Here is a 21242-nt window from a genome sequence, read left to right as displayed (position 1 = left end):
TCAGGGCGGCGATGTCGGGTGCGGCGGTCGCGCGCGCCGGGCGCGCCAGCAGCGACCGGACGCGGTGCAGCAAGGCCTGCGCCTCGGCGACGGTTTCCGCGGCGACCACCAGCCCGTGATTGCCAAGGATCAGTACGTTGACCCCGGGGCGCAATCTCTCGGCAATGCCACGGGCGAGCGGCAGGCCCGGCCGGAAATAGGGCACCCAGGCCCATTCGATGCCGCCCAGCCGTGTGGCGACCTCGGCCTCGCCATCGGCTTGCACGGCCAGCGAAATCGTGTCGACGCAGTGGACGTGCAGAACCACGCGTTGCGGCATCAAGGCATGAACCGTGGTCTCGATCGACGGACGCAGGCCGCGCCGATTGAGGTCTTCGATGGCGAAGGCCTGTGGCTTGTCGGCGGCCGGGTCGCGACGGTCGACGGCCTCGAGCAGCGGCGCCATCGCCACCGGCACCATGATGTCGTCGCTGAGCGCGTCCTTCAGCCAGGTGCCCGAGGCCTTGATCCACAGCGTGTCGCCGGCCTTGAGCGAGGTGTTCCCGCCCGCCGCCTGCGTCATATGGGGGTTCAGCCCGATGCTGGCCGAAAGCGCCCGCAAGGCGGCCAGTTCCTGTGCATCAGCTTGGGTCGCCATGGCCCTTTTCTCCAACGCTTGCACGAAATCCCGTCGTCGGGACGGGTGTTGGCGCTGGTATCGCAGATGTGAGTGATCTGCGTCAATAGTGATCTACTATCGTCAAAAGCAGCTTGCAATCCAACTAATGTTGAGTAAGTTGCACCAATTGCCATAGAAATGGCGTCAGGGAGGAAAGGTTGAGCGACCTCGGCCGCCAGCGTCAGATCGTCGAATTGCTGCGGGATCGCCCGTTTGCCTCCGTGCGCGAATTGCAGGAGCGGCTCGGCGTTTCGGCGGCGACCGTCAGGCGCGATATCGACCGTATCGACGAGGCCGGTGAGGCGCGCAAGGTCTATGGCGGCATTTCGGCGCTCGATGGCGCCTCGCATGCGGGCGTCGCCTATGCCCGGCCCTATGACGAGAACCGTGACCTTGCCGTCGAGGCCAAGCGGCAGATCGCGGCCGTCGCCGCGACCATGGTGCGCGATGGCGACGCCGTGATCGTCCATGGCGGCTCGACCTGCTTCCATCTCGGCGTCAAGCTCGCCGACCGTAACATCCGGCTCTACACCAATTCGATGCCGCTCGCGGCCTATCTCAGCGACCATGGCCATTGCAGCCTGACGGTTGCCGGCGGCGATCTGCACCGCGAACCCGGCATCATCCATTCGCCGACCCAGGCGACGCCCTTCTATGCCTCGAAATTCTTTCTCGGCTCACAAGGGCTCAACCAGGAAGGGCTGCTGGAATCGCATCCGCTGCTGGTCCGCTCCATCGTCGAGCTCAGCCTCTGCGCCGACCAGATCGTGGTGCTGGCCGACAGCCGCAAGCTGTCGATCCACGCGCGCAATGTCGCGCTGCCGCTGTCGCGCATCGGCACGCTGGTCACCGATGACGGGCTCTCCGATGGCGATGCGCGCATGCTGGAGGATGCCGGCGTCATGGTGCGGATCGCTTCAACCTCGGGAGCCCTCGCGTGAACGTGGCGGTGCTCGACTTCGGCAAGACCAATTCGAAGCTGTTCGTCTTCGGCCAGGACGGACGTATTCTCGACGAGCGCCGGACGCAACCGAAATGGGCGCGCCACGGCGGCTTCAGCGTGCTCGACGAGGCCGCCCTCCATGGCTGGGCGTTCGGTGCCGTGGCCGACGCGGTCGAAAACCATGGTGTCGAAGGGGTGATGGTGTCGGGCCATGGTTGTACCTTCGCTCTTGTCGACGACAAGGCGCTGACCCATCCGATCCTCGACTACGAACAGGAGCCACCGGCCGAAATCGTGTCGCGGATCGACCGCCGCATCCCGGATTTCGGCGAGACATTCTCCCCCCGCCTGCCGCTCGGCTTCAACTATGGCCGTCATATGCTATGGCTGCAGGAAGTCGATCCCGACGCGTTCGCGGCGGCGAAATGGATCCTCGGCTATCCCCAGTACTGGAGCTGGCGCCTTGGCGGCCGGCCGGTCTGCGAAGTCTCCTATCTCGGCTGCCATTCGCATTTGTGGGCACCGCGCAAACGTGATTTCTCCTCGCTGGTCGACGCCGAGGGCTGGCGTGGCCAGATGCCGGCTTTCGAACGCGCCGGCGCCGTCATCGGCGAGCAGCGCTTCGATGGTGCCGGGCGCCCGGTCGCCATCCACAACGGCGTCCACGACTCCAATGCGGCACTGCATGCCTATCGCCGCCAGGAGCTTGGCCCGCTGACTGTCGTGTCGACCGGCACCTGGGTGGTCGTGCTCAACCCCGACTGTCCGCTCGAAGCGCTCGACCGTGAGCGCGACATGCTGGTCAATGTCGATGTCGACGGTAGTCCAGTACCGACCATCCGCTTCATGGGCGGGCGCGAATTCGCCGTCATCAGCGGCGACTGGCAAGGCGCGATCCCGCGTGGCTCGATCCACCAGGCGATCGATGCCGGCCTCATGGCGCTGCCGAGCTTCGCTGCGGGCGGGCCGATGCCGGACCGTTCCGGCCGGCTGGTCGGGCGCACGCCCGATGCCAAGGAACGCGCGGCCGTGGCTCTGCTCTATGTGGCGCTGATGATCGATCTCTGCCTCGATCTCATCCATTCCGACGACACCGTCATCATCGATGGCGGGCTGAACACTGGCGGCCTGCTTGCCGGGCTGCTGGCGCAGCTGCGTCCCGGTCAGGCCTTCCTGCAAGGTGCTTCGCTCGAAGGCAGCGCCACGGGTGCCGCGGCGCTCGCCTTCGAGAGCGTGGGGCGCGACTTCGCAGCCGAGCCGCCAGAGCCGGTGCAGGGGACACAATTCAGCGGGCTTGCCGGCTATCGCGACGCCTGGCGCGATCTCGTTGCCGGGCATGGTGCCGCCGCCACGGCGGCGGGTGGTACGCGATGAGCGCGGTGCAGACGCAGGCGGCGCGCCAGCCGGTGCTGGAGATGCGCCACATCTCCAAGACCTTCGGCGCGATCCGTGCCCTGCAGGACGTCTCGCTCAGCGTCCACGCCGGCGAGCTGCACGCGCTGATGGGCGAGAACGGCGCCGGCAAATCGACGCTGATGAAGGTGCTGTCCGGCGCCTATCGGCCGGATCCCGGCGGCGAGATCCTGATCGATGGCGCGCCCGCCGCGACCGGCGATCCGATCAAGGCGCGCGCCGCCGGCATCGCGGTCATCTACCAGGAGCTGTCGCTGGCGCCGAACCTGACGGTGGCGCAGAACATTTTCCTCGGCAACGAGCCGCGCCGCTTCGGCATCGTCGACCGCGACCAGTGCAACCGGCGCGCAGCAGAGATCGTCGGTCGGCTGGGTGTCTCGTTCTCGGCGCGTGCGCTGGTCTCCGGCCTGTCGCTCGGCGAGCGCCAACTGGTCGAGATCGCACGGGCGCTGTCGACCAATGCGCGCATCATCGTCATGGACGAGCCGACTACATCGCTGACCTCTCGCGAGACCGACCGCCTGTTCGAGGTGATCGCGACGCTGAAGGCGCAAGGCATCGCCATCATCTACATCAGCCACCGCATGGAGGAAGTCTACCAACTTGCCGACCGCGTCAGCGTGCTGCGCGACAGCGGCTATGTCGGTACGCTCGATCGCGCCGATCTCAACGCTTCGCGCCTGGTGTCGATGATGGTCGGCCGCGATCTCTCCGCCTTCTACAAGAAGGATCATCGCCCTCCAGACGGAGAACGCGCCGTCGCGCTCTCGGTGCGCGGCATGTCCGACGCTCGTCTGCTGAAGAACTGTTCGTTCGATCTCCATCACGGCGAGGTGCTGGCCTTGGCGGGCCTCGTCGGCTCGGGCCGCACGGAGCTTGCCCGGCTGATCTTCGGTGCCGACAAACGCAGCGCCGGCACGATGGAGCTCGACGGTAAGCCCATAACCATCGACTCGCCGCGCGAGGCGCTCGACGCCGGCATCGCCTACCTCACCGAGGACCGCAAGGAACTCGGCCTGTTCCTCGATATGTCCATTTCCGACAACATCAGCATGGGCGTACTTGTCAGGGACGCGCGAGCCGGCGGCCTTCGCGATTTCACGGCCGCCGACAGGCGTGCGGCAAAGGCCATTGCCGACCTGTCGATCCGCACCAACTCGGCGCAGGCCAATGCCGGCTCGCTGTCGGGAGGCAACCAGCAGAAGGTGTTGCTCGCGCGCCTTCTGGAGACCGAGCCGAAGGTGGTCATCCTCGACGAGCCGACCCGCGGCGTCGATGTCGGCGCCAAATCGGAAATCTACCGGCTGATCGACAATCTCGCCAACCGGGGCATCGCCATCCTGATGATATCAAGCGAGTTGCCCGAGGTGATCGGCGTCGCCGATCGCGTGCTGGTGATGCGCGACGGCGCCATATCAGGCGAGGTGACGGCATCCGAAGGCGAGCCGCTTCGTCAGGAAGCGATCATGGAACTAGCGACGGGAGCGTCTCAGCGATGACAGACAGGACGACCGCGACGAAGAGCGTGGATCAGGCGGCGGTCAGGAGCCGGCGGCTGCGCACCGCGCTTGCGGCGCTTGGCATGCTGCCGGTGCTGGTGCTGCTGGCGGCCGGCTTCCAGTTCATCAACCCGCGCTTCCTCACCGGCACCAACCTGCTCATCGTCACGCAGCAATCGTCGATCAACATCGTGCTTGCCGCCGGCATGACATTCGTCATCCTGACCGGCGGCATCGACCTGTCGGTCGGCTCTATCCTCGCAGCCGCCGCGATGGTGGCGGTGCTGGTGTCGCTGGTGCCCGACTGGGGCCTGCTCGGCGTGCCTGCGGCCATCCTGGCGGGGCTCGGCTTTGGGCTCATCAACGGGCTGCTCATCGCCTATATCAGGCTGCCGCCGTTCATCGTCACGCTGGGCTCGCTGACAGCCGTGCGCGGCATTGCCCGCCTGCTCGGGCAGGACACGACGGTGTTCAACTCCGACCTGCCGTTCGACTTCATCGGAAACGGTTCGGTGCTCGGCATTCCCTGGCTCGTCGTCATCGCCCTGTCGGTGGTGGTGCTGTCCTGGCTGGTGCTGAAGCGCACGGTGCTCGGCACCTGGATTTATGCCGTCGGCGGCAATGCCGAGGCAGCTCGGCTGACCGGCATCAAGGTGCCGCTGGTGCTGCTCTTCGTCTATGGCGTTTCCGGCCTGCTTGCCGGCCTTGGCGGCGCCATGTCGGCGGCAAGGCTTTACGCCGCCAACGGCCTGCAGCTCGGGCAAAGCTACGAACTCGACGCCATCGCCGCCGTCATTCTCGGCGGCACCAGTTTCGTCGGCGGCGTCGGCTCGATCTGGGGCACGCTGATCGGCGGCCTGATCATCGCGGTGCTCTCCAACGGCCTCATCTTGGCCGGTGTCTCTGACATCTGGCAGTACATCATCAAGGGATTGGTCATCATCGTGGCGGTCGCCCTCGACCGCTACCGGCTCCAGTCAGGGGCAAGAACGTGAGTGACCTAGTCGCCGGCATCAACGACCGGCTTGTGTAACGCACCGTGAGAGGCGCGGGGCATCAGGAGGAAGTAAGCGTAATGAAGACCATCGCCAAACTGCTCTGCGGCGCCGCCCTCGCGGCCGTCGCCATCGCGCCGGCATCGGCCAAGGACCTCAACAAGGTCGGCATCTCGGTCGGCCTGCTCGGCAACCCCTTCTTCGTCGCCACCATCAAGGGCATCGAGGACGCGGCCAGGAAGATCAATCCGAAAGTCGAGGTGACGTCGGTGTCGGCCGACTACGACCTCAACAAGCAGGTCTCGCAGGTCGATTCCTTCATCGCCGCCGGCGTCGATGTGATCATGCTGAACGCGGTCGATGCCAAGGCGATCGCTCCGGCGGTGAAGAAGGCGCAGGCCGCCGGCATCATCGTCGCGGCCTTCGACGTTTCGGCGCCCGGTGCCGACGTCACGGTGATGACCAACAACGTCAAGGCCGGCGAGGAAGCCTGCCAATACCTGGTCGACCACACCGGCGGCAAGGGCGACTATGTCATCCTCAACGGGCCGGCGTCGTCGTCGATCCTGGAACGGGTGAAAGGCTGCAAGAACGTGCTTGCCCAGCATCCCGACATCAAGATCCTGTCCGATGACCAGAACGCCGAAGGCTCCCGCGATGGCGGCTTGAAAGTGTTCCAGTCGCTGCTCACCCGTTTCGACAAGATCGACGCGGTGTTCGCCATCAACGATCCGACGGCGATCGGCGCGGAACTCGCCGCCAAGCAGCTCAACCGTTCGGAGTTCATATTCACCGCGGTCGACGGCGCGCCGGATATCGAAAAGGAACTTTCTTCCGGCAAATCGATGATCAAGGCCTCGGCCTCGCAGGATCCCTATGTGATGGCCGGCCAGTCGCTGACCATGGCGGCCGACCTGCTCGCCGGCAAGAAGCCGGCGGAGGCCACCGTACTGCTCGACCCGAAGCTGATCACGGCCGAGAACCTGAAGGACTACAAGGGCTGGACCGCGGCCCGATAAGCCTCCCAAGGCCGGTGCGGCCGGAGCGATCCGGCCGCACCATTCTCCTCGCCGCTTAACTCTTTGTTTTACGCAATTCCGGACGGAAAACCGCTGCATGCTTTTCCCGGAATTGCTTTAACCGGAGACGATCATGTCACGCATCGGAATCCATTCCTTCGTCTGGTCGGCAAGCTCGGCGCAGAGCGAACTCGAACGCACGCTGGCCAATACCAGGGAGGCCGGTTTCGACCTGATTGAATTCTCTTATCTCGACCCTGCCAATGTCGATATTGGCGGGCTTGCCAAACGCATCCTCGATCTTGGTCTCGGCGTCGCGATCAGCATCGGATTGCCTGGTGACGGCGATATTTCGAGCGCCGACAAGGCGGTCGCCGCCCGCGGTGTCGAGATCCTCAGCGACACCGTCGCGCTGACGCGCGACCTTGGCGGCAGCAAGGTCGCCGGCATTCTTTCGACCAGCCATGGCCTGCAGATCGAGGCACCGACACGCGATCAATGGAACCGTAGCGCGGCAACGCTGGCAAAGGTCGCCGAGACGGCGAAGGCAGCCGGCGTCACGCTCAACCTCGAAATCGTCAACCGCTTCGAAAGCAACCTGCTCAACACCGCCGCGCAAGGGTTGGCCTTTATCGAGGACACCGGGTCGGACAACATCTTCCTGCATCTCGACACATTCCACATGAACATCGAGGAAGCCGATGTCGGGCTGGCCATCCGCCACGCCGCGGCCAAGATCGGCTATGTCCATATCGGCGAAAGCCATCGCGGCTTCCTCGGCACCGGCAACATCGATTTCGCAGGGATTTTCGACGCGCTGACCGCAATCGGCTATGCCGACGATCTCAGCTTCGAATCCTTCTCCTCGGAGATTGTCGACGAGAACCTGTCGAAGAAGACGGCGATCTGGCGCAATCTGTGGACCGACAACATGGCGCTCGCCAAGCACGCGCGCGCCTTCATCGGCCTCGGGCTGGAGACGGCGCAACGCAAGGCAGAGCTGGTCTCGGCACGGCACAAGCCATAATCCTCCAGGTCCGCGCCGGTCAGCCCGAATGCGCCGCCGTGCCTGTTTCGCATGGCACGGCATTGCTCCCGTCATGTGCATCGGCTATCCGAACCGCAGGACACATGAAGCAAACGGAGCCCGGCATGACGAACAAGACCATCCTGAAATTCGGCGCGGTCGAGCACGCGGAAGCCGGCGATCTGCCTGGCTGGATCGCGGTCGAGGGCCAGCCAACCATGCAGACAGCCGTCCAGCACACGACTCCGGATGGCAAGGTGATATCGGGAACCTGGCGGGCGTCGCCCGGCACCTATCATGCGACCTACACCGATTATGAGTTCGTGCACATGATCGCCGGCCGCATCATCATCACGCCCGACGGCGGCACGCCGGTCGAGGTCGGCCCCGGCGACGCCTTCGTGGTGGAAGCCGATTTCAAGGGCACCTGGAAGATCATCGAGCCGGTGACCAAGCATTTTGTCGTCAGGGTCGGCTGAGCCCGCCCGATCGCAGCCGAAGCAGGCCCGCCGTGGTTCGCCAAGGCGGGTAAGCACGGATAACTTTGCGCCTACTGCGGCATAGCTATCCGCACCACGACTCCACTCAACCAGCTCCGCCATCGAACCGTGCCCGCGCGCCTTCCGCTTCGGAGCTCTACCGCTTTGGGGTGTGGAACCTTCACCTGCAGCCGGCGTTTTACTCCACACTGTCTTTCAGAGATGTACCGCAGTCGCGCGCGACTGCCTTTGGAGGCATTACCATGGCCCGCAACCCGCAAAGCACGGCAAGCATTGCCGGCCATCCGATCCATCCCATGCTGATTCCTTTCCCGATCGCTTTCTTCGTCGCTACCTTCGTTTGCGACCTGATCTTCTGGCGAACAGGCAATCCGGGATGGGTGACCGCTAGTCTCTGGCTGCTTGGGGCGGGCCTGATAATGGCCGCTTTGGCAGCCCTTGCCGGACTGACCGATGTCCTGGGCGATGTTCAAATCCGAAATCTGAGTGACGCTTGGCTCCACGCCGGCGGCAATGTGCTCGTCGTCCTGATCGAACTCTACAACTGGTACTCGCGCTATACCCATGGCGAGACGGCGGTGATGCCCACCGGCCTGGTCCTCTCGCTGATCGTGGTTCTCATTCTTCTGTTCACGGGCTGGAAAGGCTGGGAAATGGTCTACCGTCATCGCGTGGGTGTCGCCGATGACCCAACCGAAGTGCGCCGACGCTGAAGCGCGGACTATTCTTCGGGGCTCGCCGAGGCCTTTGAGAACACGCCAGCCTACCGAGTCGTCCCGGGAAGCGGCTATCGGTAAGGGGTCGCCATTGCCGGACCGTGCCCGAGGCCTATATCCCTAGCGAATTTGTGATCGGCCCGACCCCGGAATTGCCCGCCGCACCAGCTGTCTTCCGATACGGTCGCGCCTCCGCAGCCAGAGGATACCCGCATGATAAGGTCCAATTCCATCAGGCTGTTGGCCACAACGACTTTGATGCTGCTCCATCAGGGGTTGGCAATGGCGCAGATGCCGGCGCAGCAGCCGGATGCCAAGTCATTCAAGCTTGGCACACTCGACATCGTCGCCCTGCACGACGCCCAGTTCGTCAAGCCCAACGATGGCAAGACCTTCGGCCTCGATCACAGCCCCGCGGAAGTCGGCGAGCTGCTCCAGGCGGCGGGGGCGCCGACCGATACCATCACGCTGAGTGTTGACGCCCTGCTGGTCAAATCGAAGACCAGCGTCGTGTTGATCGACACGGGTGTCGGCGGTGCGCTGCAGGACAGCCTGGCCAAGGCCGGCATCAAACCCGCTGACGTCGACGAGATATTGATCACCCATTCTCATCCCGATCACATAGGAGGGCTGGTCAAGGACGGCAAACTGGCTTTTCCCAATGCCACGATAAGGATGTCTGACGTGGAGTGGGATTTCGCCAAGTCCAACAAGGATGCGGCCGATATCGTCAAGGTCATCGCCGGCCATGTGAAACCCTTCAAGGCCGGCGCCCAGATTGCGCCTGGTATCACCTCGGTAGCGCTCAAGGGGCACACACCTGGCCATGTCGGCTATCAGATCAAATCCGGAAAAGAACGGCTGTTCGATATTGGCGACACGGTGCACAGCTCAATCATCTCGCTCGCCAAGCCGGACTGGGCCGTGGCCTTCGACGGCGACAAGCCGGAAGGTGAGCAGAACAGGGCCAAGACCTTGGCCACACTGGCCAAGGACCACGAGATGATCTTCGCACCACACTTTCCGTTCCCAGGTATTGGGCAGATCGAGAAAGACGGCGACCACTTCAAATGGACGCCGAGCGACAAGCCCCGGTAAGATTCGGGCCATACAGCTGCCACTCGTTGAAGCTGAGTGCGAATGCGGTTGGCCTCAGACCGATGCCGCAAGCTCATTCGCGAAGTTGCGATAGGAGTGCAGGGGGCGGCCCAGGATCCCTGTCAAACGCTCGACGTCGCCGGCCTCCGGAAGCATGCCGTCGGCGACATAGCGTTCGGCCATCAGGCGCATTTCATAGGCCATCCACTTGGGCATGATGTTCGCCAGATTCTGCTCGAACCCGGTAGGATCATCGCCGCCATAGGCAATCGGGCGGCCCAGGACATCCGACCAGATCGCCGCTACATCCGAACCAGTCAGCGTATCGGGGCCGACCAGATTGATGATTTCGATCGGCAGCTTGCCCGGGGCCTGGTCACGACGGATCAGCTCGACGGCAGCGACCTCGGCAATGTCGCGGGCGTCGATCATGGCGATGCCCTTGGCTCCGATCGGCATGGGATAGACCCCATGATTGAAGATGACATCCTTGATCATGAGTTCATTGTCGATGAAGTAGGCCGGGCGCAGGATAGTGGCGCTGAAGCCCATCTGTTCGATCATCCGCTCCGCGCCGGACTTCACGGCGAAATGCGGCACATTGACGAAGCGATCACTGTGGATCACCGACAGGTACACAACTCGCTCGAGGCCTGACTCGCGGGCAATGTTCAGGGTGATGAGCGCCTGGGTGAATTCATCCCTCGACACGGCGTTGAGCAGGAACAGTGTCTTGATGCCGGCAAACGCTTTGCGCAGCGAGTCGATGTCGAGCAGTTCGCCTTGAACGACCTCCACAACGGCCGGAAAGTCAGCCTTCGAGATGTCCCGAACGAGGACGCGCACATCGGCGCCGCGCTTGACGAGCTGCTGGACGACTTGGCGGCCGACACGGCCAGTGGCGCCGGTAACGAGGATAGTCATGATTGTTTCTCCGAGTTGGGTTGCTTGACAACCCGAATATGAGTGGTTCGCACATGGGCCGATAGCTGTGATATTTGAACGCAGCGTATCACTGGTGGAACACATGGATCTGCTTGCTCTCGCTGATTTCGTCATCGTGGCGCGCCATGGCGGCTTCGGGCGTGCCGCCCGCGCTGCCGCTCGCCCCAAGGCGACGCTGTCACGTCGGGTAGCGGAGCTTGAGGCCAGCCTTGGTCTGCGCCTGTTTGAACGCGGCGCACGAATGCTCAAGCTGACCGAGGAAGGGCGAGCGCTGTACGAACGTGCGGGCCGGCTGCTTACCGAACTCGACGAGACAGCGCAGCGATCGTCTCGGGAGGTGAAAGGCCGCGAGGCAGGTTGCGGATCAGCGCGCCACTGGTTTTTTCGCAGACCGCGATGGGAAAGATCGCCGCCGTGTTTGCCCTGAAATATCCGGAAGTGAGGCTCGATGTGTCGACGGAAGACCGTTCCGTCGACATGATCGAGGAGGGATTTGATCTGGTGATCAGGGTCAATCCCGATCCGGATGACAGCCTCGTCGGACGAGTCTTCCTGCGCGATCGGCTGGTGGTCGTGGCAACCGGCGAAGCGCTGATGATCGCGGAGCTGTTTTTGAATCGGAAGCTATCGACAGCCAAATAATGCCGCCAGTCATAGATCGCTGCCCTGGTCGATCATGGGAGCGATCGATGACGCGCCGATGCTCACAGACAATCAGACCCTCCGCAGCGACAACGACACGATCCGGATAGACCCGAAGGCTCACAGGCCGATTGGCAAAGGACGCCGGAACGTTGTAGCGGTTGCGCTCCAGATGCACGAGGCAGGTTGGGGAGACCCGTTTGGTGTATTCGACAAACCCGTCGAAGAAACGGGACGCTGGCATGAGAGCCTCGGCTTCCTCAGCCCAGATATCGTGAGGTTCGGTGATTCGCCTGACAGGCGGATCAGAACGTTAACAGGCGCAACTTTGCCGTACCAATTGCCGTACTAATTTGCAAAAAGTACGGTAGTCGTCGCACAAGTAATTGAGAATATTGGTGATCCCGACAGGAATCGAACCTGTGACCTACAGATTAGGAAGCAGTGGCCGAAGTCACCTATGTCTGGCAGGGAAACACCTTACGCTACATGGGATACGCCCTAGAGAAATAAGGCTTGCGGAGTGGACCCGACGCAATTACACGTCCCCGTGACGGACCCAGAAATACAGGAACGCAAGGCGTACGGTGGCGGCATCGCACGTCCCCACAGCGTCCCCGGCTAGGTCCCCATGGCAGAGAGGCGATACATGCGCGTGAAGATCACAAAGCGGCTCATAGAACGAGATTTGCCTAAGGAGACTACCACAGAGACATGGATTTGGGACACCGAGGTTCTTGCGTTTGGCATTCGCCTTCGGCCTGGGAGGAGACCGACCTTCGCGATGCGCTGGAAGGACGACACCTTCGGCGGCAGGAACGGTCGCGACCGGAAGATGAACATTGGACCCGTCGAGCAAATTGACCTTGATGACGCGAGGGCAATCGCGAGGCAACGCTTCGGAGAGCTTGCTGCGGGCTCCGACCCGGCAGAGAAGCAGCGGGAGCGGAAGCGAACTGGCGTTACCGTTTCCGACCTTATCAAGGAAGTTGCTGAGACCATGGAAGCGAAAGGGAGGGCGGCGCGCTACATCCGCGATTTCAAGCAACAGATGCGTGACCACGTCGAGCCGACTATCGGAACCCGGTTTCTGAGGGACGTGACGGCTACAGACATCGACCGCATTCTAACGAAGCTCGCCCGTCGACCGGCTTTACACAACCACGTCAGGGCCGGCCTTTCGAGCGTGTTCACAGCGGCGTTGCGGGGACGCTATCGGGCAGACAATCCAGTCATGGGCAGCGCCAAGGCGGAAGCCCGACACCGGGAGCGGCTGTTGGCTGATACTGAGATTGACGGCCTGTTGAAGGTGCTGGACGCCAACCCGGGGCAGAACGCGGATGCTATGCGGCTGTTGTGGTTGACCGGGAGCCGACCGCAGGAAGCATTCGCCATGCGATGGACTGACGTCGACCTCGACGGCGGTGTGTGGACCAAGCCGGCGCAAACAGTGAAGCAGCGACGGACCCACCGCGTGACGCTGCGGGCGGAAGCTGTGGCGTTGCTCAAGCGGTTGGTGGAAGAGCGCGGACAAAGCCCATTCGTGTTTCCGTCAGATGGCGTGAAGGGGACAAGGCAGCGGGGCTATAAGGCGGCGAAGACAGGGCACATAACAACGATCAAGAAGTTCGCTGCGAAGATGTTTGAGGCGGCGGGGCTGAGCGACGTGCGTCCGTATGATTTGAGAAAGGCGTTCGCGTCCCGTCTGGTGGCGTCGGGGGTGGACCTCAGGACGGTGATGTCATTGACCGGGCATACACAGGTTGCGGTGCTGTTGAAGCACTATGCGCATGTAATGGATGGGAAGCAGACAGAGGCGCTGGAGAAGGCGTTCGGGTGACTTGCAAGGCGGTTGGTTAGTCGCCGAGGGGGAGATGGGCCGGGCGCTGCGGAAGGCCGTGGAATAGATAAGCGCGGACGGGTGTAGAGCCTGACAACTGTTGGCGCTGTAGGGGTTCGTTCAAGCCCCTTCCAAAAGGGGGGTGGCCGGCAGCTTGCGGGGGTCCAAACCGCGTGTGGCTTGCCGGTCGCAGCGCTTCGCCCGGGTTGCTGCCCTTATCGAGAGCGGAGAGCTGAACCAATGGCGGCTCATCGGGGCTCTTTGAGATCGAACAGCACGAACTGACCGTGGAGCGTGGCTTGGTCCATGATAGTCTCGACCAATTCGCAGTCGGATCACCAGACGAAGAAATCAAGGCTGAAACCTACCGAGTGATGGCCCCGCGTCAGGTGAGCCTCCCGTAGGAGAGCCTGCTCTTGAGGTCCTCGGCATTCAGAAGGTCGACTAAGTCGTCAGCACATTCTCTGCTGAGGCATAGCTGGCCTACCATCAGGCGACACGGGCTGGCCGGTGACCACGTCGAACACCGTCCAGGTTCCGTCTGGGTCTCGCCTCAAGTTGTATCTGAACTGGCTCATGAGGGCGATTTAGGGTTTCCTTATGAGCCTCTTCAACGGCGGCGAGCAGTGAGGCTAGAGTTGGCGGCAGACCGGGTTCAACCTCCAAGCCGAAGGCCTTCCGAACCTGGCGACGGTTGTCCTCGCTTCGGATCAGTTCCTGAAGAGTGTCGGCAACTGTCTTGTGACCGGCCTTGTCGCGCTTCGCCATTGGGTGGTCCCCCAGGTCCTTGGCGCCCAAAACGTATTGTCCGACAAAAGGTTCCTTTAGAAGGTCGGAATATTTGGTGCAAATTTCTGGGCGGGTGATCGGATAACTGGCCCGCGCGCAGCACCCCCCTGGGGGGCCTCGCCGGCCACGCATTCGGTCACAGGCGATTACGTGGTGCTGTCGACGGGGAAGGGTGTACACTGCCCCAGATGACTTATGATCCACCGATAGCGCCCATCTTTCAAGGTCGGGAGCTACGGACGCAGCTAGCCGAAGCGCGCCTCGCCATGGCCGCAAGCTGCGCAGCCCTATCCCTAGTCCGAATGCAATGCCGAGAAGACGCGGCTTTCCGATACGATGCCCGCCTAAGGGCATTGCTAGGTCACGCCTTGATCGCTTGGCCCCCCACCAACGCCGAAGGCTCTCCCCTCGAAGCCTCGCGCCCTGCCCGCACCGGATTTTGGTCAGCGGCAGAAGGGACGTGAACTGGACGACGAGATACCGTTCTGACCAGGGGGTCACTATGTTTGGTGCAAATTTCCGAGCGGGTGATCGGATAACAGGCACGTGCGCAGTCCCCCCGTACCGCCTCAGGTTCCACGATGAGCGGCCCGACCGGTTTTCGTGACGATGGCCGTTGCGACACCCTGAGCGGGTGACGCCGGGGCGAGCGGGTGAATAACCGGACCACTAGCACGGGGCAACGGCTTCGCGCCTGATCCTCCTCAAACCCCTTGATTTCGCCTATGGCATTGACTACCGTATGGCATTGCTACTGCAAAGCCATAGGAACCGCCATGAAAGTCTTCGGATACATCCGGGTTTCCACCTTCGAACAGGCCAATTCCGGCGAAAGCCTTGAGACCCAGAAGCGGGCGATCGAAGGCTACGCCATGATGAAGGGTTGGACGATTACAGAGACCTTCACTGAAGCGGGCGTGTCTGGGTCCGTCCCATTGGCCGAACGTCCAGAGGGCCAGCGTATGGTGGCTGGAATAGGGTCAGGCGACATCATCATTACACCGAAGCTCGACCGCATGTTTCGTAACGCAACCGATGCGCTGGTGACGCTGGAGGAGTTGAAGGGCTCCAAGGTCGAGTTGCACATGCTGGACCTTGGCGGGGACGTGTGTGGCAACGGCATCTCTAAGCTGGTGTTCACGATCTTGTCAGCCGTGGCCGAGAACGAACGCGACCGCATCAGAGAACGCATCAGGGATGTGAAGCGGAGCATGGCTTCCCGGGGCCTCTACAATGGCGGCAAGCGTCCTTTTGGATTTGATGTGGTCGAGGCGGGTGGCCAGCAGAGACTGGTCCCCAATGAGGCCGAGCAAGCCACTCTTGCCCGTATGGTGGCCATGCGTGCCGAGAACCAAAGCTTCAACAAAATCGGGCAGGCGATAGGCATGGACATGAAGACCGTCAGCCGCATCCTCGCAAGGCAGGCGACCGACAAATAGGGGCACCACTAGCTGGGAAGGCGAATATGGCCTCCACAAGCACTACGGAGGCGTTTTGTCCTCCATCTGGAATAGGTTGCCCACTGGCACCTACGCAACGCAAACGCCACCCGGCACCCCCGCTCTTCTCCCAAGCTGCCCCGTGCAGTTCTCCCCTGTTGCGACCGCCTGTTGCCCTGTTTCGCTCCTTCCGGGAGACAGGATGTGGCGCTTGGCGGGGCAGCTTTGGTGAGGCGCGAATGTTCAGACGCGTGTCTGCCTATCCGTGTGTTTCCCGGTGGACAGGTAGTTAGCCAAGTCCACCATGATGGACAATAGCGGCAGATTACCCAACGAAGTCAGTAGCGACCGCCACGTAGCGGCGAACCGCAGCGAATAACCCAACAACAGCAGTATCGGCGCTGATCAGCGCTGGATCGCAGCAGATAGCCGAACAAAATCAGGAGCAGGCACCCGAGCCGGCCCCCGGTGCAGGAGGATCGCCGGCACCGCAATCAAGCTTACCAGCAGCGTGGTCGGGAGGCGAAGGCGTCCGTCTCAGACGGAAGATCGCAGAAGATTACCCAACAGAAACAATCAGAGGCACCTCCTGAGCGCCCTGGATGGTCCATCGTAGGGGCCGACGAACGTACCGAAACAATACAGACACCCAAGGAGCGAGAATGAGTGCTGGAGATCAACTCCAGGAATTGACCGTGCAGTTCACGGGGCCTGTGACTGGCCCCCCTGAGTTGCGCCTTCGAAACATTGAGACGGTGCCCGATTTATTCCAGCCGAGGGGCGGGATCAGCGAGCGGCATGTGTCGGACCTGATCAAGGCGATAAAGGCAATCGGAGCCCTCGACCCGGTGACCGTCATGGTGGTNCGAGCGGCATGTGTCGGACCTGATCAAGGCGATAAAGGCAATCGGAGCCCTCGACCCGGTGACCGTCATGGTGGTGGGGAATAGGACTATTCTCATCGACGGACATCACCGGATCGAGGCTTACGGGGCCGCCAAGTGGGCCGCTCCGGTGCCCGTCATGTACTTCGAGGGGACCCCGGAAGAGGCCGTTCTGGTGGCCGGGGAGGCCAACTCGAAGGCCAAGCTGCCGATGGACAACACCGACCGGCAGAACTTCGCGTGGCGTCTGGTGCTGATTGACAGGCACAGCAAGGCCGAGGTTGCCAAGGCGTCGGGCATCTCGGAAGCCCAAGTTTCGATCATGCGGCGCGCCAAGAAGACCCTAGGCGAACAGGCGGGAGATTTCTCATCGTGGTTCCGGGCTCGCCTTGCGGCCAACGGAAAGGATCAAGAGCCCAACGGAGAAGATGAACGGGAGCAATGGATGCAACAGGTTGCCGAGCGATACGCCGACGAGTTGACCAAGAAGTTCTCGACCAAGCTGGCACTGAACCCCGAGATCGCCGCCATGGCGCTGGCGAGCTACTTCGGGCGGAAACTGCCGGAGGTTTATGGGTTCCTTAGGGAGTATCTAGGCGAGGACGACAGAAAGGCCATCGAGGTCGACAATGACGAGTTCTGAGGCCCAGCCTGTGTAATCACTACGGGGTGCAATTTACATAGGGCGTTCCGGTATCGGGGCGCTCTTTCCACATTCAACGCGTGAAGGAGAAGATGAAACCAGATGAGAAAGCGCTGGTCACGCTAGGGTCACCGGGATGGGACCCTAACGACCACGTTGACCGCTACGTCACCCATGAGGCCGTCACGGCGTTCATGGCGCAATACCTCGACCAGCACCCAGACGGGACCTCGACCATCGAACACCAGTTGGGCCAGCATTGGCGGGGGCTGGTGAGTGAGACCGGCGCTTGCGTCTATTGCCCGACGGCGTTCCAGATCATGCAGGAGCACGACGACCCCGCAGGGCTGACCGACCGGGAAGTCTTGTTCTTGGTCATGACCTCGACCATGTCCGAGAGCTACACGAAGGCCGATTGGGACGCGATGGTCGAAGGCAAGATTGCTGAGGCCAAGGTCCGCCAGGACGACGACAGGCGAGGCAAGCGGCACAAGCTCGACCACGACGACAGAGCAGAGCGCGGGGGCCGACAACGGCTGACACTCGGGCATTTATCAGGCCAGCGGGTGATCCCCGACGAAGCCCTTTCACAACGCGCCAAGATGCGCAGAACGAAATCACTGAAAGCAGCACAGGAACGGAGGAAATTGAGACGAATGACAACCGAGGCAATCACGATCCAGCCGAAGAAGGAAGAGTGGCGGGACATGTCCCCAGCCGAGGTCAAGCAATACCACCAGACCATCGACAAACTGGTTGCTACGGGAACCCTCAGCCCGTTCGATGTCGACGAAGAGCGGAACCCGGAGACCTCGCCGCTGGCGTATCTCTACCGCATGGGCCGGATGACCTCGAAGGGAGACCGCGCATGAACTGGGAGGCGATACAGCGGCGGGATCATGTGCGGACCTACCCCAGCCGGGAGGCCGCTTTGGCTTTGATCGACTGGCTTCAGGCTGATGACTGGGAAGCTGTGTCAGACCTCGACAAGAGGCTGGCCGGTGTCGGGATCGACTGGACCCGAGACTTCCAGATAGCCGCCGAGAGATGCTTCATGGTCTATGGCTATCCGGCACTGGAGGCGGTGACGGTTGCACGTAAGGTTGCCGAGGTTTCCATGAGGCCCAGCAAGCCCCACGCAGGCACCGCCGGAGGCAGCGGCGATCTTTCCCCACCCTCAACCCCAGCCGCGCCTAGCGCGCGTCCTCAGGGCTCTTACGGGTTCACGCGCCGCGAGACCTGAACACCACCACCATCATCACCAATCCAGACCCCGGAGTATGACGCTCAGGGGCGTACAATCACGACCAGATTTTGAAGGAACGAAACGACATGACCCATTACGACGACAACCCGAACAAGTACCAAACCGACAACACCCTCGTGGCCAAGGCCATGTTCCGGGCACAGGAAGCACAGGCCGACGCTGACAGGGCCAAGCAAGGTGCCCTTGCTACCGAGGCGGCAGAGCGGGCCAAGCAGCAGGAGATTGACCGTGCTGTCGAACTCTCGATGTCGAAGTTCAACCAGCAAATCGCTGCGCAGCGTCTCGGGGTGAAGACCCAAGGCGCAATCCGGTCTCAGGACGTTGGAGTGGTGGCGACAAAGGAGACCATCGAAAGCACGAACGTGCGCATACCGTCGCTCTCAAATTATGAGGTGAGCTTCAGCCAAGCCAAGGACATGGTCGAGACCGGGCAGATCAGCAAGGCCGAGTTTAATGCAGCGGTGGCGGACGGCTTGGCGAAGCGCGGGCTCAAGGCACCTCCGTCTTTCTAAGTGCCGTAGCGGACGAGAATGCCGGGGCGGGTAACACCGCTCCGGTTCCGACTGCGGACAGCAACACCAACGAGACGGACAAGGATGAGGCGTTAGGCCTTGACACCGCCGACCCTGCCGAGATCGAGGTGATTGCGGACAAGGCGATCACCGCATTCAACGAGACCGTCGACAGTGACACGGCTGAACTGATCGTGGCCAAGTTCACCCATGACGGGACGCTCGACGCCAACGTCATCGGGGTTGATCAGCAGACCCTCGACGCGACCGTGAAGGCATTTGAGAACCGCATGACGAGCGAATGCTTGGCCCCGGTCGGGCTCACCCTAAGCGACTACCTCGACTGCTGTGACGAGGCGGACCTTCCGGCGATCCGCTCGCTGGTCGTCAAAGGCGATTGGAAAGCCATCGCGGAGCATGCCCAGCGGATCAGGACTGCACTCAACCAAGGAGACGAATGAACGATGACCTTCCCTGCCCCCGATGTGTCGCCCCAAGAGGCATGTCGGGGGCGGGTCCTTTGGGACAGAGATCACTCCACTGGCGCGACGTCTCCGCTAAGGGAACAGTTCCGCTTAACGCATTGAATTTATTTGAATTGACGGGTTAACGCGCGGTCTTCTATCTCATTGGCAGCCGCGACGGCGCGGTGACAACAGGAGCGAGACCAAATGCAGATCGACTACAGCACCCTAGAAACCGCCGTGGCCGAGTGGATGAAGGGGCACCTTGAGATCGTCAAGGAGAACTGCGGTGAGGGCGAAGCCTACGCCGAGGCGGTGAGGCTGCTAGATGTTGACCCGTGGCAGGCGCTGCAATGGTACGTCGAGGACGTGCGGCGGGGCCAACGGGCAGCTTGAGAAGCTCGCGGCATCTCGCGTCCCCAGCAGCGCCCCCACAGGAGATTGCCTTGCGGCATTCAATTCAGCAACGTCTTGATTTTGTTTGGTGATCCCGGCAGGGATCGAACCTGCGACCTACAGATTAGGAATCTGCCGCTCTATCCTACTGAGCTACGGGACCACGCGGCCCGACACATAGCCGCTTCGGATCGTTTCGCCAAGAGGGCCGGTCGAACGCAATTCGGCCGGNGATTTTTATGGCCTCAGGCGGCTAGCGCCGTCTCCGCCAGTTTCACCCAATAGCTCATGCCGTGCGGGATGGCTTCGTCGTTGAAGTCGTAGGCCGGGTTGTGGAGACCGGCGGTCTCGCCATTGCCGATGAAGATGAAGGCACCAGGCCGGGCTTCCAGCATGTAGGAGAAATCCTCGCCGCCCATCACCGGCTGGATCTCGCGGTGCACCTGGGCATCGCCCGCCACGTCGGCGGCCACATCGCTGGCGAAGACGGTCTCATCGGCATGATTGAACGTCACCGGGTAGTTCGCGTCGTAGTCGACTTCGATCGTCGCGCCATAGGCAGTGGCAAGTCCCGCGCAGATGGCGCGGATCCGCTCTTCCGATTTCCTGGCCACCTCCTTCTTCAGCGTGCGCACGGTGCCGGCAATCTCGGCCGATTCCGGGATGATGTTGTATGCGTCGCCGGCGTGGAACTTGGTCACCGACACCACCACCGCCTCGACCGGATCGGTGCTGCGCGAGGCGATCGTCTGCAAGGCGCCGACCAACTGGCTGGTGATGACGATCGGATCGATCGTGCCGTGCGGCATCGCCGCATGGCCGCCGCGGCCTTTCACGGTGATGGTGAATTCGGCCGTCGCCGCCATGATCGGGCCCGGACGAATGGCGAACTGGCCGACCGGCAGGCCGGGCATGTTGTGCATGCCGAACACTTTAGCGATGTCGAAACGCTCCATCATGCCGTCCTTGACCATCTCGTTGCCGCCGCCGCCGCCTTCTTCCGCCGGTTGGAAAATCACCGCCACGGAGCCCGTGAAGTTGCGCGTCTCGGCGAGATATTTCGCCGCACCGAGCAGCATCGCGGTGTGGCCGTCATGGCCGCAGGCATGCATCTTGCCCGGAACGGTCGACGCGTAGGGCTTGCCGGTGATCTCCTTGAGCGGCAGTGCATCCATGTCGGCGCGCAATCCGATTGTGGGGCCTTCCCCCTGACGGCCGCGAATGATGCCGACGACGCCCGTCTTGCCGAGGCCGGTCACCACATCGTCGCAGCCGAACTCTTTCAGCTTTTCCGTGACGAAAGCCGCCGTCTTGAAGACATCGAAGTTCAGTTCTGGCGTCTGGTGCAAATGTCGTCGCCAGCCGGCGACTTCGTCCTGCATTTCGGCGGCGCGGTTGAGGATTGGCATGATGGTTCCATTTCGTTGTTGGTGCAGCCGGCTTCAGCCTGGTGGTTTGCAATTGGGCCCGGGGTGCCTTGCAATTATGATTGTCAGGCGCTTTGCCATGTTGGCGTCACATAGGGTAAATAGCACCGCAATAATGCGGTCCGG

20 protein-coding genes, 1 tRNA gene and 2 pseudogenes are annotated in these 21242 nt (G+C 62.2%); 18 read left to right on the top strand and 5 right to left on the bottom strand.

What is annotated here, in order from left to right; all coding sequences use genetic code 11:
* Positions 1 to 637: class II aldolase/adducin family protein (locus X742_RS162475; RefSeq protein ID WP_023770856.1), on the bottom strand; the 637-nt coding region annotated here is incomplete at its 3' end.
* A gap of 179 nt (positions 638 to 816) precedes the next feature.
* On the opposite strand from X742_RS162475, the gene X742_RS162480 reads away from it, so the two are divergent.
* The 9 genes from X742_RS162480 to X742_RS162520 all read left to right on the top strand — a co-directional run bounded on the left by X742_RS162480 (position 817) and on the right by X742_RS162520 (position 9868).
* The gene (locus X742_RS162480; protein WP_023770855.1) at positions 817 to 1599 is read left to right on the top strand and encodes a DeoR/GlpR family DNA-binding transcription regulator; all 783 of its coding nucleotides are present in this window, start codon (positions 817 to 819) and stop codon (positions 1597 to 1599) included.
* On the top strand, positions 1596 to 2975 hold the full coding sequence (locus tag X742_RS162485) for a carbohydrate kinase (RefSeq protein WP_023770854.1): 1380 nt from the start codon (positions 1596 to 1598) through the stop codon (positions 2973 to 2975). The genes X742_RS162480 and X742_RS162485 overlap by 4 nt, the downstream gene beginning before the upstream one ends.
* Positions 2972 to 4513, top strand: coding sequence for a sugar ABC transporter ATP-binding protein (locus X742_RS162490; protein WP_023770853.1), 1542 nt, complete (start codon positions 2972 to 2974; stop codon positions 4511 to 4513). The genes X742_RS162485 and X742_RS162490 overlap by 4 nt, the downstream gene beginning before the upstream one ends.
* Complete coding sequence (locus X742_RS162495; protein ID WP_023770852.1) at positions 4510 to 5508, top strand: ribose ABC transporter permease; 999 nt, start codon at positions 4510 to 4512, stop codon at positions 5506 to 5508. Before X742_RS162490 ends, X742_RS162495 begins: the two co-directional genes overlap by 4 nt.
* Before the next feature lie 80 nt (positions 5509 to 5588).
* A complete protein-coding gene (locus X742_RS162500) occupies positions 5589 to 6527 on the top strand; it encodes an ABC transporter substrate-binding protein (protein ID WP_015315481.1) in 939 nt (312 codons plus the stop codon).
* 133 nt (positions 6528 to 6660) lie between these two features.
* On the top strand, positions 6661 to 7554 hold the full coding sequence (locus X742_RS162505) for a sugar phosphate isomerase/epimerase (RefSeq protein WP_023770851.1): 894 nt from the start codon (positions 6661 to 6663) through the stop codon (positions 7552 to 7554).
* A 125-nt stretch (positions 7555 to 7679) separates the two neighbouring features.
* A complete protein-coding gene (locus tag X742_RS162510) occupies positions 7680 to 8033 on the top strand; it encodes a cupin domain-containing protein (protein WP_023770850.1) in 354 nt (117 codons plus the stop codon).
* Between the two features lie 263 nt (positions 8034 to 8296).
* Positions 8297 to 8767, top strand: a complete 471-nt coding sequence (locus X742_RS162515; protein ID WP_023770849.1) for a DUF2231 domain-containing protein — start codon at positions 8297 to 8299, stop codon at positions 8765 to 8767.
* 216 nt (positions 8768 to 8983) lie between these two features.
* Entirely contained in the window at positions 8984 to 9868 is an 885-nt protein-coding gene (locus tag X742_RS162520; protein ID WP_023770848.1) for an MBL fold metallo-hydrolase, read from the top strand.
* A 54-nt stretch (positions 9869 to 9922) separates the two neighbouring features.
* On the opposite strand, the gene X742_RS162525 is transcribed toward X742_RS162520, so the two are convergent.
* Positions 9923 to 10792 (bottom strand): NmrA family NAD(P)-binding protein, encoded by an 870-nt coding sequence (locus X742_RS162525; protein ID WP_023770847.1) that lies wholly within the window; start codon positions 10790 to 10792, stop codon positions 9923 to 9925.
* A 103-nt stretch (positions 10793 to 10895) separates the two neighbouring features.
* On the opposite strand from X742_RS162525, the pseudogene X742_RS01000000169755 reads away from it, so the two are divergent.
* Positions 10896 to 11395: pseudogene (locus X742_RS01000000169755) on the top strand (LysR family transcriptional regulator); the annotation flags it as partial.
* Positions 11396 to 11442: 47 nt separating this feature from the next.
* Here X742_RS01000000169755 and X742_RS1000000172135 read toward each other — a convergent pair.
* Positions 11443 to 11705 (bottom strand): annotated as a pseudogene (locus X742_RS1000000172135) (IS21 family transposase); the annotation flags it as partial.
* A gap of 399 nt (positions 11706 to 12104) precedes the next feature.
* Between X742_RS1000000172135 and X742_RS1000000171455 the strand changes: the two are divergent.
* The 8 genes from X742_RS1000000171455 (at position 12105) to X742_RS162570 (ending at position 19689) form a co-directional block, all read left to right on the top strand.
* Positions 12105 to 13295, top strand: coding sequence for a tyrosine-type recombinase/integrase (locus tag X742_RS1000000171455; RefSeq protein ID WP_023783608.1), 1191 nt, complete (start codon positions 12105 to 12107; stop codon positions 13293 to 13295).
* Between the two features lie 1514 nt (positions 13296 to 14809).
* Positions 14810 to 15523, top strand: coding sequence for a recombinase family protein (locus tag X742_RS162540; protein ID WP_245275494.1), 714 nt, complete (start codon positions 14810 to 14812; stop codon positions 15521 to 15523).
* An 876-nt stretch (positions 15524 to 16399) separates the two neighbouring features.
* Positions 16400 to 17050, top strand: a complete 651-nt coding sequence (locus X742_RS162545; RefSeq protein ID WP_023770840.1) for a ParB N-terminal domain-containing protein — start codon at positions 16400 to 16402, stop codon at positions 17048 to 17050.
* 92 nt (positions 17051 to 17142) lie between these two features.
* A complete protein-coding gene (locus tag X742_RS162550) occupies positions 17143 to 17922 on the top strand; it encodes a hypothetical protein (protein WP_031247706.1) in 780 nt (259 codons plus the stop codon).
* On the top strand, positions 17919 to 18293 hold the full coding sequence (locus X742_RS162555) for a hypothetical protein (protein WP_023770838.1): 375 nt from the start codon (positions 17919 to 17921) through the stop codon (positions 18291 to 18293). Before X742_RS162550 ends, X742_RS162555 begins: the two co-directional genes overlap by 4 nt.
* An 89-nt stretch (positions 18294 to 18382) precedes the next feature.
* Positions 18383 to 18829, top strand: coding sequence for a hypothetical protein (locus tag X742_RS162560; RefSeq protein WP_023770837.1), 447 nt, complete (start codon positions 18383 to 18385; stop codon positions 18827 to 18829).
* Between the two features lie 128 nt (positions 18830 to 18957).
* Positions 18958 to 19290, top strand: coding sequence for a hypothetical protein (locus tag X742_RS162565; RefSeq protein ID WP_023770836.1), 333 nt, complete (start codon positions 18958 to 18960; stop codon positions 19288 to 19290).
* 210 nt (positions 19291 to 19500) lie between these two features.
* Positions 19501 to 19689 carry a hypothetical protein gene (locus X742_RS162570; protein WP_023770835.1) on the top strand — a complete coding sequence of 63 codons (189 nt, stop codon included), beginning with the start codon at positions 19501 to 19503 and terminating at the stop codon, positions 19687 to 19689.
* A gap of 86 nt (positions 19690 to 19775) precedes the next feature.
* On the opposite strand, the gene X742_RS162575 is transcribed toward X742_RS162570, so the two are convergent.
* A tRNA-Arg gene (locus tag X742_RS162575) sits at positions 19776 to 19852 on the bottom strand.
* Positions 19853 to 19934: 82 nt separating this feature from the next.
* Positions 19935 to 21098 (bottom strand): M20 aminoacylase family protein, encoded by a 1164-nt coding sequence (locus X742_RS162580; protein ID WP_015315488.1) that lies wholly within the window; start codon positions 21096 to 21098, stop codon positions 19935 to 19937.
* Between the last annotated feature and the right edge of the window lie 144 nt (positions 21099 to 21242).

This window comes from Mesorhizobium sp. LNHC229A00, from assembly GCF_000502415.1.
Classification (GTDB): domain Bacteria; phylum Pseudomonadota; class Alphaproteobacteria; order Rhizobiales; family Rhizobiaceae; genus Mesorhizobium.
Note: the sequence above shows the minus strand (reverse complement) of the source record. Positions and strands in the feature narration are given on the sequence as shown.